The organism is Candidatus Symbiopectobacterium sp. NZEC151 (assembly GCF_025962655.1).
In the GTDB taxonomy this organism is placed as follows: domain Bacteria; phylum Pseudomonadota; class Gammaproteobacteria; order Enterobacterales; family Enterobacteriaceae; genus Symbiopectobacterium.
Genome location: NZ_JAGFPE010000001.1, coordinates 621889 through 637030 on the forward strand (window position 1 = coordinate 621889; position 15142 = coordinate 637030).

General features: G+C 53.5%; 11 protein-coding genes. 6 read left to right on the top strand and 5 right to left on the bottom strand.

Annotation, left to right across the window (positions count from 1 at the left end):
- Positions 1-16: 16 nt before the first annotated feature.
- The 3 genes from ldtD to J5067_RS02885 all read left to right on the top strand — a co-directional run bounded on the left by ldtD (position 17) and on the right by J5067_RS02885 (position 3184).
- Positions 17-1741, top strand: coding sequence for a L,D-transpeptidase (ldtD, locus tag J5067_RS02875; protein ID WP_264650390.1), 1725 nt, complete (start codon positions 17-19; stop codon positions 1739-1741).
- Positions 1742-1920: 179 nt separating this feature from the next.
- Entirely contained in the window at positions 1921-2469 is a 549-nt protein-coding gene (locus J5067_RS02880) for a YcbK family protein (protein ID WP_264650391.1), read from the top strand.
- An 82-nt stretch (positions 2470-2551) separates the two neighbouring features.
- Positions 2552-3184, top strand: a complete 633-nt coding sequence (locus tag J5067_RS02885; RefSeq protein ID WP_264650832.1) for an MBL fold metallo-hydrolase — start codon at positions 2552-2554, stop codon at positions 3182-3184.
- A 43-nt stretch (positions 3185-3227) separates the two neighbouring features.
- Here the strand turns inward: J5067_RS02885 and J5067_RS02890 are convergent, their stop codons facing one another.
- From J5067_RS02890 to pncB, 4 genes are all read right to left on the bottom strand, one after another.
- A complete protein-coding gene (locus J5067_RS02890; RefSeq protein WP_264650392.1) occupies positions 3228-4418 on the bottom strand; it encodes an amino acid aminotransferase in 1191 nt (396 codons plus the stop codon).
- A 230-nt stretch (positions 4419-4648) separates the two neighbouring features.
- Positions 4649-5752, bottom strand: a complete 1104-nt coding sequence (locus J5067_RS02895; protein WP_319802379.1) for a porin — start codon at positions 5750-5752, stop codon at positions 4649-4651.
- Between the two features lie 314 nt (positions 5753-6066).
- The gene (asnS, locus tag J5067_RS02900) at positions 6067-7467 is read right to left on the bottom strand and encodes an asparagine--tRNA ligase (RefSeq protein ID WP_264642276.1); all 1401 of its coding nucleotides are present in this window, start codon (positions 7465-7467) and stop codon (positions 6067-6069) included.
- A gap of 161 nt (positions 7468-7628) precedes the next feature.
- Positions 7629-8834 (bottom strand): nicotinate phosphoribosyltransferase, encoded by a 1206-nt coding sequence (gene pncB, locus J5067_RS02905; protein ID WP_264650393.1) that lies wholly within the window; start codon positions 8832-8834, stop codon positions 7629-7631.
- A 243-nt stretch (positions 8835-9077) separates the two neighbouring features.
- Here pncB and pepN point away from each other — a divergent pair, with 243 nt between their 5' ends.
- From pepN to J5067_RS02920, 3 genes are all read left to right on the top strand, one after another.
- Positions 9078-11690: an aminopeptidase N gene (gene pepN / locus J5067_RS02910; RefSeq protein WP_264650394.1), complete on the top strand. Its 2613-nt coding sequence runs from the start codon at positions 9078-9080 to the stop codon at positions 11688-11690.
- A gap of 360 nt (positions 11691-12050) precedes the next feature.
- Entirely contained in the window at positions 12051-13061 is a 1011-nt protein-coding gene (gene pyrD, locus J5067_RS02915) for a quinone-dependent dihydroorotate dehydrogenase (RefSeq protein WP_264650395.1), read from the top strand.
- Positions 13062-13283: 222 nt separating this feature from the next.
- Positions 13284-13850 (top strand): cell division protein ZapC, encoded by a 567-nt coding sequence (locus tag J5067_RS02920; protein WP_264650396.1) that lies wholly within the window; start codon positions 13284-13286, stop codon positions 13848-13850.
- 14 nt (positions 13851-13864) lie between these two features.
- Here J5067_RS02920 and J5067_RS02925 read toward each other — a convergent pair whose 3' ends face one another.
- The gene (locus tag J5067_RS02925) at positions 13865-14968 is read right to left on the bottom strand and encodes a YcbX family protein (RefSeq protein WP_264650397.1); all 1104 of its coding nucleotides are present in this window, start codon (positions 14966-14968) and stop codon (positions 13865-13867) included.
- Positions 14969-15142 lie beyond the last annotated feature (174 nt).

A 15142-nucleotide genomic window follows, 5' to 3' on the forward strand; every position in this document is an offset into this window, starting at 1 on the left:
TACAGGGGATAAATGGATGTTGTTATGTGAGCAAAAAGCGCAGAGCACGCTGTGCCGTGTTGGCACGCTGTGGGCCTTGGGCCTGTTTTCTTTCTGTTCGTTGTCGGCAACCGGGCAGGCGACGGTAATTCCCCATGCCGCGCCGAGTGTCTCTTCGCACACCGCAGGCACCGTTTCGCACGAAACCAGCGCGGCGGCGTTACAGGCACTGGCGGCGAAAGGCGTTAAACCGCATTATCTTTCAGAAATTACCGCACTCTACGCACTGCATCCGGCACAACGGCTGTGGGCGGATGAGCATGCCGTGGTGCAGCTTCAGCAGCAGTTGGCGGAAGTGGCGCTGTCAGGGGTTCAGCCGCAGTTTACGCAATGGGTTACCTGGTTGACTGATGCCAGTATCAACGGGACGGCGCGCGACGTGCTGTTGTCGGATGCCATGCTGGGCTATCTGCAATTTGTTGATGGCGTGGAGCGTAACGGCACCGACTGGCTCTACAGCAGCGTCCCCTACCGTTTGCAGCCGCCCGCGCCTGCGCGCGTGGAGCAATGGCGGCAGGCACTGGTCGCGGGCAACGGCGTCGGGTTTGTCTCATCGCTGGCACCGCGCCATTCACAATATGCCAAGATGCATCAGGCGTTGAAAACGCTGTTGTTGGACACGCGTCCCTGGCCGGTGTTGACGATGTCGGATACCTTGCGTCCTGAACAGCAAAGTCAGGATCTGGCGGTACTGCGTGAAATATTGCAACGCACCGGTATGCTTGCCACCCCAGAGACCATTACCCTGTTCAACGAGCAACCTGCTGCTGCCGACGCGGCTGCGCCGTCACCGGATACCTACACGGGCGATCTGGTCGAGGGGGTTAAGCGCTTCCAGCAGTGGCAAGGGTTGGAAGCCGACGGCGTCATTGGCAAGCGGACGCGGGATTGGCTGAACGTTTCGCCGCAAACCCGCGCCGCGCTGCTGGCGCTCAATATTCAGCGCCTGCGCCTGGTGCCGGATAATGTCAGCACCGGCATCATGGTGAACATCCCTGACTATTCGTTGAACTATTATCAAAACGGTACGCAGCGCCTCTCTTCGCGCGTGATTGTCGGACAACCGAAACGCAAAACGCCGCTGATGAGCAGCTCATTGTATAACGTGGTGGTTAACCCGCCGTGGAACGTGCCAACAACGCTGATTCGCCAGGATATCGTTCCCAAGGTCATCAAGGATCCCAGCTACTTGCAACGGAACAACTATACGCTGCTCTCTGGCTGGCACTCCGAAGCGGAGACCATCGATCCGACGATGATTGACTGGTCTGTAGTATCTGCCGATCGTTTCCCGTATCGCATTCGTCAGGCTCCCGGTGCCAACAACTCGCTGGGACGCTATAAATTCAACATGCCCAATTCCGAAGCGATTTATTTGCACGATACGCCGAATCATGGGCTGTTCCAGCGCGACATTCGCGCGCTCAGTTCGGGCTGTGTGCGCGTGAACAAAGCCTCCGAGCTGGCTGGACTGCTGTTGCAGGATGCCGGTTGGAACGATGCGCGCATTTCCTCCACGCTGGCGCAGGGAAATACCACCTATGTGCCGGTCAAGCAGCGTATTCCCGTCAATCTGTACTATTTGACGGCCTGGGTGGCTGACGACGGCAAACCCCAGTTCCGCACAGATATTTACAATTATGATGATACGGTAAAACGCGGGGCGGGCATCCTGGGCAAAGCAGGGCAACTGCTCCAGTAACCGCTGATATTCTGGGACGTTAGCGCCGTCACAGGGTTTACACCGGCGCGGAGGATCTACGCGATCCTCCGCATACCCTGTCGTAAAGCGGGTTGACTCAACTGCACTGCACGGTTATGGTGCCAAACGGCGCGTTTCTTGTCGCCGTTATGTTCATCTTTTAAGCCGGGGCACACTTCATGGAATTCATCGATCATCATCGCCGCAGATGGCTGGCGCTGGGCGGAGTCGCGTTGGGGGCTGCCATGCTGCCGGGTCAGGCGTTTGCCACGCTATCAACCCCGCGTCCGCGCATTCTCACGCTGGCAAACCTCAATACGGGCGAGTACCTCAAAACTGAATTCTTCGATGGTCGCCGTTACAACAAAGATGAATTGTCCCGTCTGAACCACTTCTTCCGTGATTACCGCGCCAATAAAACCAAAACCATCGATCCTGCGCTGTTCGATCAGCTTTATCGCTTACAGGTGATGTTAGGCACCAACAAACCGGTGCAGCTGATTTCGGGCTATCGCTCGGTGGACACCAACAATGAAATGCGCAGCCATTCGCGCGGCGTAGCCAAACAGAGCTATCACACCAAAGGTCAGGCGATGGATTTTCACATCGAAGGTGTGCAACTGACCAATATTCGCAAAGCGGCGCTGAAACTGAAAGCGGGCGGCGTAGGCTACTATCCTAAAAGTAATTTCGTGCACATTGATACCGGGCCGACGCGGAGCTGGTAACCCTTCACGCTGATAGACCCTGCGGCCTGACCGTGTCATGATGAGGGCCACGTAAGGGTGCTTTTTCGTGAAGTGGAGTGCTATGAAATACCAGATTGTTCCCGTGACGGCGTTCAGCCAAAACTGCACGCTGTTATGGTGTGAAGAAACCCGCGACGCGGCGATTGTTGACCCCGGTGGCGAAGCGGAAAAAATCAAACGCGCTGTCGCGCAGTGCGACATAAAGGTGTCGCAAATCCTGTTGACGCATGGACATCTCGATCACGTCGGTGCGGCTCAGCAGCTGGCCGAACACTATCAGGTGCCGATTATCGGCCCACACCCCGCTGATGCCTTCTGGCTCGATGGTTTGCCCGCACAGAGCCGTATGTTCGGCCTGACAGAGTGTGCGCCGTTAACGCCGACGCGCTGGCTGCAAGAAGGGGATTCGGTGACGGTGGGTAACATAGAGCTGTCCGTGTTGCATTGTCCGGGACATACGCCGGGCCACGTGGTGTTTATCGATAAGGCATCACGCTTGGCGCAGGTGGGCGATGTGATCTTCAACGGCGGTGTAGGGCGCAGTGATTTCCCACAGGGCGACCATCAGGCACTGATTACGTCTATCCGGACCAAATTGTTCCCACTCGGGGATGATATTACCTTTATTCCTGGACACGGCCCGATTTCGACGCTGGGGCAGGAGCGCAAGACCAATCCTTTCGTGCATGATTAATGCATCGGCATCCCCAGCGTAGCAGGGGATGCCTGGCGGCATATTACAGCACGGCCACAATGGCTTCGCACAGCGGAGCCATATTTTCCGGCGTCATACCCGCCACGTTAACCCGTCCAGAGTTCACCGCATAGACCGCAAATTCATCGCGCAGACGCAATACCTGCTCTTTGGTCAGTCCGCTGAAGGAGAACATGCCATTCTGCTGAATGATAAAGGAGAAATCCTGTGTCGCCCCTTTTTCCTGCAAGGTATTGACGAACAGATGACGCATGCGTTGGATGCGCTCGCGCATCGCCGTCAGTTCCTGCTCCCACAGCGTACGCAACGCCTCGTTGCCGAGGATGGTCGCCACCACCGCCGCGCCGTGAGCCGGCGGGTTAGAATAGTTAGCACGGATGATGGATTTCATCTGGCTGAAGGCTTTATCCGCCACATCAGCATTGGCTGCGACCAGCGTGCAGGCACCGACACGTTCGTTATACAAGCCAAAGTTCTTCGAATAGGAACTGGATACCAACAGTTCCGGGTGGGATGCGGCAAAAATACGCAGCCCCTCTGCATCCTCTTCCAGCCCACGAGCAAAGCCCTGATAGGCAAAATCAAACAACGGCAGCCAGCCTTTTTGAGCGGACAGATCAGCCAGCGTTTGCCACTGCTGCGCCGTAGGATCGATACCGGTCGGGTTATGGCAACAGCCGTGGAATAACACCACGTCACCCGCCTGAACCGCTTCGAGGCTTTTTACCATGCCGTCAAAGTCCAGCGCGTGGTTGGCGGCATCGTAGTAGTGATAATCGCACACTTCCAGCCCGGCAGCCTGGAACACGTTTTTATGGTTAGGCCAGCTTGGGTTGCTTACCCAAATGCGCTTGGCGGATGTCTGGCTGGCGATAAACTCGGCGGCGATACGCAGGCCACCGGTGCCGCCCGGCGTTTGTGCGCTACGCGCGCGTTTTTCACTGATAATCGCGCTTTGCTTGCCGAACAGCAGTTCCTGCGTGAGCAGGGCGAACTCGGGCAGGCCATCGATCCCGAGATAGTTTTTGGTGGCTTCATTTTCCAGCAAGAATTGTTCTGCTTTTTTTACGCTGGCCAGCACCGGTGTCTTTCCGGTTTCATCTTTGTATACGCCAATACCTAGATTGATTTTTTGCGGACGAGAGTCGACGCGAAACAGATCGGCCAGGCCAAGAATCGGGTCAGCGGCAGCGGCAGTAATATGTTCAAACATTGATGGCTATTCCATGACAGAGGTTAGGCAAGAACCTTCAGGTTACCGCTAGCCATAAGCTTTGCCAACCGTTTGCGATCAAAATGCAGGTGAATTAACAGGAAAAATTGTGGTAGGAGCGGTAGCCATAAATGGCGCTAATAGTCAGGTCGCAGAAAACAAAAAGACAGGGCGCAAGGCCCTGTCTTTTTCGTTATCAGACTGCGTAATGCAGTGCGGATAAAACGAAATTAGAACTGATAAGTTACACCAACAGCAACTTTGTCATCATCATTGATGCCGTAAGCGTTAGTGTCTTTGATCAGGTTGATGTCGTATTCAGTGTATACGGAGAAGTTTTTGTTGAATGCGTAAGTTGCACCCAGGCTCACGTATTTGGTGATGTAAGCGTTACGGTTGTTGGTGTCGTCTTTAGCTTTGCCAGAAACGTAACCCAGAGAAGGCGTCAGACCGAAATCGAAGTTGTATTGGGCAACAGCTTCGAAGATTTTGGTTTTGTCAGCGAAATCGGTATGCACACCACCAACAGTTTTGTTGATGTAAGAAGCGTTACGCAGTTCAGAGTAAATGGCTGCAACATAGATGTTGTTAGCATCATACTTCAGGCCAGTACCCCAAGCTTCTGCTTTCTTGCCACGACCAGAATCAGTCGCAACAGCATTTTGTTCGACAGTGCGGCTAACTGCAGCATAGTTGGCTATGATACCTACACCAACCGGAGATACGTATTCCAGAGAAGTACCCCAACCGTCACCGTTCGATGTGTCACGATCATCACGTTCGTTCAAAGTATCTTTACTGTTTTTACCTTGGTATTGCAGACCAAAGTTCAGGCCATCAACCAGACCAAAGAAATCTTTGTTACGGTAGGTCAGAACGCCAGTAGAACGACCGGTCAGGAAGTTATCAGAGTTAGACTGATCGCCACCCCATTCAGGCAGCACGTCGGTGTATGCCAGAGAATCGTAAGCGATACCCAGGTTACGACCGTAGTCGATAGTACCGAAATCAGCGATTTTCAAACCAGCGAAAGCGTAGCGGGTTTTAACATCTCTGCTATCACTGCCGTCTTCACTTTTGTTGCCAGCGAATTCAACTTCGTAACGGCCATAGCCTGTTACATCACTGTTGATCTGCGTTTCGCCTTTAACACCAAGACGTGCATAAGATTTGTCACCATCCTGACCGTTATTGTCAGAGAAACGGTGTTTAGCGGTAACTTTACCGTACAGGTCCACTTTGTTGCCGTCTTTGTTGTACACTTCTGCTGCGTTTACTGCGCCCGCAGCCAACAAAGCCGGGATTACTACTGCAAGAATATTGCGTTTCATCATTATTACCCTCATTGGTGTTTTAAGACACCCGCCGCTGCCATCAACAATTCTCGAAAAAAGTAATAAAACTCTTACGGAACTATCACTGGAAGTTTGGTGTCCTCCTGTGTCTGAACGCAGTGTTCCATTCACTCGCCCGTTAATCTACCCTAAAAATGATACTAAGTTCGTAATCGGGTAACAAAAAGAAAGATTGTGTTTCAATTTGTAAATTTCAGGGAACTTTGTGAGCCTTATCTGAAAGAAAAAAAAAGACCGCGATTTATTCGCGGTCTTTTTTCTAGTTATTTGTTTTACTTATGTTTAATGCGTATTTAGAAACTGGCGTTGCGCGGCGTGCGTGGGAAAGGGATAACATCGCGCACATTTTGTACACCGGTAACATAAGCAATCAGACGTTCAAACCCGAGTCCAAAACCAGAATGAGGAATGGTGCCGTAGCGCCGCAGATCGCGGTACCACCAGTAATCTTCTTTATTCAGCCCCATCTCTTCCAGACGGCTATCCAGCTGTGCCAGACGCTCTTCACGCTGAGAACCACCGATAATTTCGCCGATGCCCGGTGCCAGTACGTCCATGGCCGCGACGGTTTTACCGTCTTCATTCATACGCATATAGAAAGCTTTGATGTCTTTCGGGTAGTTTTTTACCACCACCGGCGCTTTAAAGTGCTGCTCTGCCAAATAACGCTCATGTTCGGAGGCAAGATCGACGCCCCAGAACACCGGATTCTCGAAGGTGTGTCCGCAATTCAGCAGGATCTCGATAGCGTCGGTGTAATCCACTTGGGCGAAATCCGCGCTGACAAAGTTTTCCAGACGACTAATAGCTTCTTTATCTACACGCTCGGCAAAAAACGCCATGTCATCGGCGCGCTCGTCGAGCACGGCTTTGAATACGTATTTCAACAGGCTTTCTGCCAGCGCTGCGGCATCGTCCAGAGTGGCAAAGGCCACTTCCGGTTCGATCATCCAGAATTCAGCCAGGTGACGGCTGGTGTTGGAGTTTTCGGCACGGAACGTAGGGCCAAAGGTGTACACATTGGAGAGCGCACAGGCGTAGGTTTCACCGTTCAGTTGGCCAGAAACGGTCAGGAACGCCTCTTTACCAAAGAAATCTTCACTGAAATCCACTTTGCCCGCCTCGGTACGCGGCAGGTTTTCCAGATCCAGCGTGGAAACGCGGAACATTTCACCGGCACCCTCGGTATCCGACGCGGTGATAAGCGGCGTAGAGACCCAAAAATAACCGTTCTCATGGAAGAAGCGGTGAATGGCCTGGGCCAGCGTGTGGCGCACGCGTGCCACAGCACCGATCAGATTGGTGCGCGGGCGCAGGTGCGCAACTTCACGCAGGTATTCAATGCTGTGGCGTTTTGCCGCCATCGGATAGGTGTCCGGATCGTCTACCCAGCCCACCACCTCAACGGCGGTCGCTTGAATTTCGAATGATTGACCTTCGCCCGGAGAGGCGACAACGGTGCCGGTGACGATGACCGAGCACCCGGTGGTCAATTTCAGAACGTCGTTCTGGTAATTGGGAAGATTATTATTTACGACCGCCTGTAACGGATTAAAGCAGGAACCGTCATAGACGGCGATAAAGGAGATACCGGCTTTAGAATCTCTCCGGGTACGTACCCAGCCGCGCACGGTGACTTCACTGTCAACGGCGACACGGCCTTGCAGTACGTCGACTACAGGCACTACGCTCATAAAATTCTCTCTTCTCAATGAATGGTATTTAACGGGTCAACCCCTAAGGGTGATTTGCTATGTTACTTGCCGTCTGGCAGGACACAAGCAGAAATCACCGGAATGCGTCAAGTTTTGCGCATTCCGGCAACGTTGGGTTAAATACTGAGCAGCCGGGGAGACTAACTGGCTTTTCTGATGCGCGGCAGATCGAACGCTTTGCGTAGCGCAGAAATAAACGCGGCGTCGTGGCAGATGGTTTTGCCGGGGCTATCGGAAAGTTTCGCCACCGGACGACCGTTGCATTCCACCAGCTTGATGACGATGTTCAACGGTGTCACGCCGGGAATATCGCAGGTCAAACGCGTGCCGATGCCAAATACCAGATTGATGCGCTGAGAAAAATGGCGATAGAGCGTAAGCGCTTTTTCCAGATGCAGGTTATCGGAGAACACCAGCGTCTTGCTCATGGGATCAATGCCTAAGCGCTGATAATGTGCGATGGCCTTTTCGCCCCAATCGATCGGATCGCCAGAATCGTGACGCAGACCCTGATAGGCGTTGGCGAAATCGAGATCGAAATCGCGCAGGAACGCGTCCATGGTAATGCAATCGGTCAACGCGATACCGAGCTGATCGGGGTATTCCACCAGCCAGGCGTGCAGGGCGGCACGTTGGCTGTTAGCCAATGTCGCGCTGAGTTGCTGATGCGCCTGAAACCACTCATGCGCCTGCGTACCTACCGGTGTCAGTCCCAATTGGCGCGCCAGATCGTAGTTGCTGGTGCCAATCAAATAGGGGAACTCTTGCTGCAACATGCTCACGATGTCATGTTGCACCTCGCGGGAGAAACGACGTCGGGTGCCGAAATCCATCAGTTTGAAATGGCTCAGATCGATACCCTGGCTGCGTTCACGGAATTGCGCCAACGTGCGGCGCAGTTGCGCCACGGCGTGCACGGCGCTGACGTCCGGGGTGCGCGAGCGGTGTATCACTTCACTGATGACCGCCAGCAAGGGCACTTCCCACAAAATCACTTCGCGCCACGGGCCGCGAATACGAATATCCAGCTTGCCGTGATGGTTGCTCACGGTAACCTGCTGTGGGTTAAAGCGAAAATGGCGTAACCACAGTAGATAGTCTGCGGTAAAAAAAGGCAGCGTAGAGAGGTAAGCGAACTCGTCGTCGCTGAGTGACAACTGGCTCATCAGCGCAATCTGCGCGGTGATAGCCTCTGCATAACTCCCTAACAGCTCATCGCCGCGGCAGCGGAATTCCGCTGTAACGTCCACATCATAATAATGATGAAACACCGCTTGCTGCATATGAAGCTTGTAAGCATCCGTATCCAGCAATGAGTTCAAAATCGGGGAAGGGTGTAAAGTCATAATGCGTTACAGCATCCTCGTCAGACGCGTTTCCACTATCAAAATCATCAGCAACGTTCGGTGAGTATACCTTGATTCACGCTGCGTTGTCGCTATCACCAGATAACATCATAATTCGGCCAGAAAAGAGAGGACCATTCGTGCTTTAACATGGTTATTATTCTCATTCACTTAGTCATGGCAACATCGTTGTAACAGGCATAAACTGAACTGTCAAAGCAAAGAGTGAGGTGTAAACATCCTATGAATCAACAGCCGCAAGTAAAATACCGTCATGATTACCGTGCACCGGACTATACCATCAGCGATATCGCGCTTGATTTTGTTCTGGATGCGCAGAAAACGCACGTCACGGCAGTGAGCCAGGTGGTTCGGCAGGGAGAGGCGGGGGCGCCGTTAAAACTGGACGGTGAAGGACTGACGCTGTTAAGCCTGACAGTGGATGGCCAGGACTGGCCGCACTATCAGGTTGAGGATGATGGCTTGGTGCTAACGCAACTGCCCGCCGCATTCACGCTCAGCATCGCCACAGAGATAAACCCCGCCGCCAACAGTGCGTTGGAGGGGTTATACCAATCTGGTGCTGCGCTTTGCACCCAATGTGAAGCGGAAGGGTTCCGCCACATTACCTATTATCTGGATCGCCCCGATGTGCTGGCGCGCTTTACCACGCGTATTACTGCCGATCCGGTTCGCTATCCTTATTTACTCTCCAACGGAAACCGCATCGCACAGGGCACCCTGGACGATGGCCGACACTGGGTGGAGTGGCAGGACCCGTTCCCGAAACCGTGCTATCTGTTTGCGCTGGTGGCAGGGGACTTCGATGTGCTCAGCGACAGCTTTACTACCCGTTCCGGGCGCGAAGTGGCCTTGGAGTTGTATGTCGATCGCGGCAACCTCGATCGTGCGGGTTGGGCGATGACCTCACTGCAAAATGCCATGAAATGGGATGAAACCCGTTTCGGTCTGGAGTATGACCTCGACATCTATATGATCGTCGCGGTGGACTTCTTTAATATGGGCGCGATGGAGAACAAAGGGCTCAACGTCTTTAACTCCAAATACGTACTCGCCAAGGCGGAAACCGCAACCGACAAAGATTACCTGAACATCGAAGCGGTGATCGGCCACGAATATTTTCACAACTGGACCGGTAACCGCATTACTTGCCGTGACTGGTTCCAGCTCAGCCTGAAAGAAGGGCTGACGGTGTTCCGCGATCAAGAGTTCAGCTCCGATCTGGGATCGCGCCCGGTAAACCGCATTGATAACGTGCGCGTGATGCGCGGTGCGCAGTTTGCCGAAGATGCCAGCCCGATGTCGCACCCGATCCGCCCTGATCAGGTGATCGAAATGAATAATTTCTACACCCTGACGGTTTACGAGAAAGGGTCGGAAGTGATTCGCATGATGCACACGCTGCTGGGTGAAGATAACTTTCAGGCGGGTATGCGGCTTTATGTGGAACGTCATGACGGCAGCGCAGCCACCTGTGATGATTTTGTGCAGGCGATGGAAGATGCCTCGGGAGTGGATCTGACGCAGTTCCGCCGTTGGTACAGCCAGTCGGGTACACCGGTGGTGACGGTGCGTGATGATTACAATGCCGCAACGCAGCAATATCTGCTGTCGGTCAGTCAAAAAACGCCCGTGGGCGCGGACGGTCAGGAAAAACGCCCGCTGCATATTCCGCTGGATATTGAGCTGTACGATCAGCAGGGCAACGTGATTCCGTTGCAATATGCCGGCCAGCCGATCGATTCGGTGCTAAACCTGACCGAAGCAGAGCAGACGTTTGTGTTTGATAATGTGCCGAGTCAGCCGATCCCCTCTTTATTAAGGGAGTTTTCTGCGCCGGTTAAGCTCAACTACGCCTGGAGCGATGCGCAACTGACCTTCCTGATGCGCCACGCACGCAATGATTTCTCGCGCTGGGATGCGGCGCAAAGCCTGCTAGCGAACCATATTCGCCTCAACGTGGCGCGCTATCAGCAACACCAACCGCTCTCGCTGCCCCTGCATCTGGCCGATGCGTTCCGTGGGGTATTGCTGGATCCGGCGCTGGACCCGATGTTGGCAGCACAAATACTGACGCTGCCCAGTGAAAACGAAATGGCAGAGTTGTTTGAGATTATCGACCCGCTAGCCATTGCGGCGGTGCGCGAAGCGATGGTTCGCACGCTGGCGACAGAGCTGGCCGATGAATGGCTCGCGGTGTATCGCGTCAACGCCACCGCTGAGTACCGCATCGAACATGCTGATATTGGCAAACGTGCGCTGCGCAACACTTGCCTCTATTATCTGGCGTTTGGCGAAGCGCTTCAGGCTGATGCGCTGGTTAGCGCGCAGTATCAGCAGGCGGACAACATGACGGATGCGTTGGCGGCACTCTCCAGTGCGGTCAGTGCGCAACTGCCGGTGCGCGATGCCTTGATGGCGCAGTTTGACGACCGCTGGCACACCGATGGTTTGGTGATGGACAAATGGTTTACCTTGCAAGCCTCCAGCCCGGCCAGTGATGTGTTGTCTCGAGTGAGAGCGCTGCTGCACCACCGTTCATTCAGCTTGAATAACCCCAATCGCCTGCGTGCGCTGGTCGGGGCGTTTGCCGCCAACCCGGCTGCGTTCCATGCCGCGGACGGTGAAGGCTACCGTTTCCTGACCGAGATCCTCAGCGATCTCAATACCCGCAATCCGCAGGTCGCTGCGCGGTTGATCGAGCCCCTGATCCGGTTGAAACGCTATGATGAATCGCGTCAGGCGTTAATGCGCCAGGCTCTGGAGCAATTGAAAACGCTGGATAACCTGTCTGGCGATCTGTTCGAAAAAATTGGCAAGGCGCTACGAAGCTAATCTGCCCTCGAGGTTCCCGTATCCGGCGCGGATCTCAGATTGATGAGAAAGTCACTTTACTGCTCGTCATCCTCGGCTCCCCTCCCGTCATCTTCGGCTCCCCTCCCGTCATCCTCGGCGAAAGCCGGGGATCTCTGCGAGGATAAACGCGTTTCCTCGGCCAGAGATTCCCGCCTGCGCGGGAATGACGGAGGAGGGGGCGCTGCTTAGTGAGTTTTGTCAGCAACCTCGCACCTGTTTTCTGTGATAAGTGTTTTACTTTCCCTCACGATCTCATTACCATTTCCCGCCGTGCGTCAGGAAGTCACCCGCTTTATTGTTGTTTTTGCATGCATGACTTTTGGGATCTCAGGAGACACTATGTTCTATCCCGTAATCAAGAAGGCACTCTTCCAGCTCGATCCAGAACGGGCTCACGAATTTACCTTCCAGCAGTTACGTCGTCTATCTACTACACCGTTTGAATTTCTTATTCGCCAATCCGTTCCCACCAAACCAGTTACCTGCATGGGCCTCTCTTTTAAAAATCCACTCGGTTTAGCCGCAGGTCTGGATAAAGATGGCGATTGTATTGATGCGCTGGGGGCAATGGGTTTTGGTCATATTGAAGTCGGTACGGTAACACCGCGTCCGCAGCCCGGTAATGATAAACCGCGTCTGTTTCGCGTCGTGGAAGCGGAAGGGTTAATTAACCGCATGGGTTTTAATAACCATGGCGTTGATAACCTGGTCGAGAACGTTAAAAAATCCCGTTTTGGCGGTGTGCTGGGAATTAATATCGGCAAGAATAAAGATACTCCCGTTGAGCAGGGTAAAGATGACTATTTGATCTGCATGGACAAGATCTATGCACACGCTGGATATATTGCGATCAATATCTCATCACCGAATACGCCGGGATTGCGTTCTCTGCAATACGGCGAAGCGTTAGACGATCTGTTGCAGGCGATTAAAAATAAACAAGATGCATTGCATCACCAGCATCAGAAATATGTGCCGATCGCCGTGAAGATCGCGCCGGATCTTTCTGACGAAGAATTGATCCAAATTGCAGACAGTTTGGTACGCCATCACATTGATGGGGTGATTGCCACCAATACCACACTGAATCGTGACTTGATTCAGGGGTTAAATCATTGCGGGCAAACCGGGGGATTAAGCGGGCGTCCATTACAACAGCGCAGCACCGAAGTTATTCGTCGTTTGGCGCAAGAATTGAACGGCCGGTTGCCGATTATTGGCGTTGGTGGGGTCGATTCACTGATGGCCGCACGGGAAAAAATGGCTGCGGGTGCATCCCTGATACAGATATATTCCGGCTTTATTTTTCACGGACCGCGCCTGATTAAAGATATCATTACCCATATTTAATCTTTTCATCACATCATTTCTCGTTGGGGGTTTATTTATTCCCCCAGCTAGTCTATATTTTACTCGTTTGTGCAATTAATCTTCTTTTTTACAAAAAACGCGACTGACATACCCTCACAAAGCGTATGACGGATATAAACTGTTTTCTTGTCAAGGATGGCAATGGTATGTGGTGTGCAGACGCAACGGCGTCGATGAATAGCCCAGGGGAAGGTGAATAATATGAAGTTAAAACCTGACGACAATTGGCGCTGGTATTTTGACGCGGAACACGATCGTATGATGCTGGATTTAGCCAACGGCATGGTATTTCGTTCTCGTTTTTCGGCCAAAACGCTGACGCCAGATGCGTTTGCCCCGGTATCATTTTGTGTTGATGACGCCGCATTGTTTTTCACCTTTCAGGAAAAATGTCAGCCTATTTCGTTGCAGCATGAATTACAGGCAGAGCTGATATTAAATGCGCTGGTGGCTCACCGTTATTTAAAGCCCCTGATGCCCAAGAGTTGGTATTTTGCGCAGCAACCCCACGAACAGCAGGCTCCGCAAATGGGCGATGCGGTCCGGGTAATGCTGGCAGAAAGCCAGGAGATTGCCTGCTTTATGGTGGTGGAACACGGTGAAAAAGCCAGCCTGTGCGTGTTGGCACAAGAAGCGCTGACGCTAAACGGCAAAACCATGCAGTTAGGTGAAGCGATTAAAATTATGCATGACCGCCTGTTGCCCCAACAGAGCGCGCTGGCAGGGGCAATGCCATCGGCATCCTTCCCCTATGCCAAGGTGGTGTAGGGGAAAGATGCTTGTCAGGCGAGCACCAGATCTCCTTGCGGCACGCAGCTGCACGCCAGAATAGTGCCATCCTCACGCACGGCTCCCCGCTTTAAGGGCGAAACCTCACCGCTGACCAGTGTCATTTTGCAACAACCGCACACGCCCGCCCGGCACGAATAAGGCACGCGCACGCCGTGCTGCTCCAGTTGCTCTAACAAAATCTGCTGATTATTGCCTGACAGCGTTTGGCCCTGATAGTGCAGGGAAAGGCCTTGTTCCGCCTGAACCGGCGCATCCAAGGTGGCGGCTGGGGTCCCTGCACCATAGAGACGCGGTGGCTTGGTTGCTAGCACCTCAACGCTATCGCCCACGCGAATGATACCGCTTTGACGCGCCACCATATTCTGACCAAAATCCACGTCGCCGTTTTCAGCCGTGCGGAAGGCTTGCAGCGTGGCGAGCGGCTCTCCCGAGGGATGCTTGCGCCCGCGCTCGGTGCTCACGGTGGTTAATATGCAGCGGCTACACGGTTTGACCACATCGAAGGTCACCTCACCGATACGCAGTGTCTGCCAACTGTCTTCCGCGAAGGCATCCGCGCCGGTCACTACAATATTAGGGCGGAACTGAATCAGCTTGATGCCTGCATTACAGCGCTGGCGCAGTGCTTGAAAAGAGGCTTCATTGACCAACAGAAAAGGGTATCCATCGGCGAAACCCAGCGGGATATCAGGAAAGCGTTTCACGCGACGAGAGGGCGCATCACCTACCCAGCGCAACTGTACCGGACGTTTAAAATAACCGCTCAGCCACTGGTTGATGTTATCGGGAGCGATGCAGGCAGAAAAGTGCGTGCCCCAGACTTCGGTCGGCTGCAGCGTGTGGGCGAAATCTGTATAGCGTACTAGCGCCTGCGCGCCATCGGGTGCAGTGAGAAACAAGCCATCAGGCAGCAACGCCGGTGTAAACAGCACCATCTCGGGAAACTGGCGCGCGGTGATAAAAGTCCCATCGGGTTCCGTCACCATAAAGGAACGGTCATACGCCAGACCGCTGGGCGTTGCCAACGCATGGGAAAGTTGCAAGCCGCGCAGGGATTTGACCGGATGAACGTACAGTTGGGAAACACCAATCATCAAGAGTGCCTATCTGTTCGAAGGTTTTTAACGCGGCAACTTTATGACAAGTCGCTGGGATTAGCTATAATGCGCCTCAATTTTATGTTTTACACCCGTGATACTTCACATTGCAGGTGCGCTGGCTGTGTCGGTTTACCCGAACCACTTACCGCGTTCCAGCAACCCGAAGTC